Below are 414 nucleotides of genomic sequence, written 5' to 3'. Positions count from 1 at the left end.
CTCCGCGCGTGGTCCCTCAGCCCTTGCGCAGCCTGAGCGCGTTGGCGATCACCGATGCGGAACTCAGGCTCATCGCCAGGGCCGCGATCATGGGTGACAGCAGCCAGCCGGTGAATGGGTACAGCAGGCCAGCGGCAAGCGGGATGCCCAGGGCGTTGTAGAGAAACGCAAACATCAGGTTCTGCTTCATGTTGCCCACCGTGGACTCTGACAGCTCCCGCGCCATGGAGATGCCGCGCAGATCGCCCTTGACCAGAGTGACCTGGGCACTGTTCATCGCGACATCCGTGCCCGTTCCCATCGCAATGCCCACGTCCGCCTTGGCCAGCGCCGGGGCATCGTTGATGCCGTCACCGGCCATGGCCACGACACGGCCCTCGGCCTGGAGCCTGGAGACCAGAGCCAGCTTGTCTG

The 414-nt window shown here is 65.5% G+C and carries 1 protein-coding gene; it reads right to left on the bottom strand.

Annotation, left to right across the window (positions count from 1 at the left end; genetic code table 11):
• Nucleotides 1–16: 16 nt before the first annotated feature.
• Nucleotides 17–414 (bottom strand): HAD-IC family P-type ATPase (locus tag K9U40_RS24185; protein WP_282892585.1); only part of this gene is annotated, 398 nt, incomplete at its 5' end.

Source organism: Xanthobacter autotrophicus (assembly GCF_030015065.1).
In the GTDB taxonomy this organism is placed as follows: domain Bacteria; phylum Pseudomonadota; class Alphaproteobacteria; order Rhizobiales; family Xanthobacteraceae; genus Xanthobacter; species Xanthobacter autotrophicus_D.
This window is presented reverse-complemented; position numbering and strand designations above follow the sequence as displayed.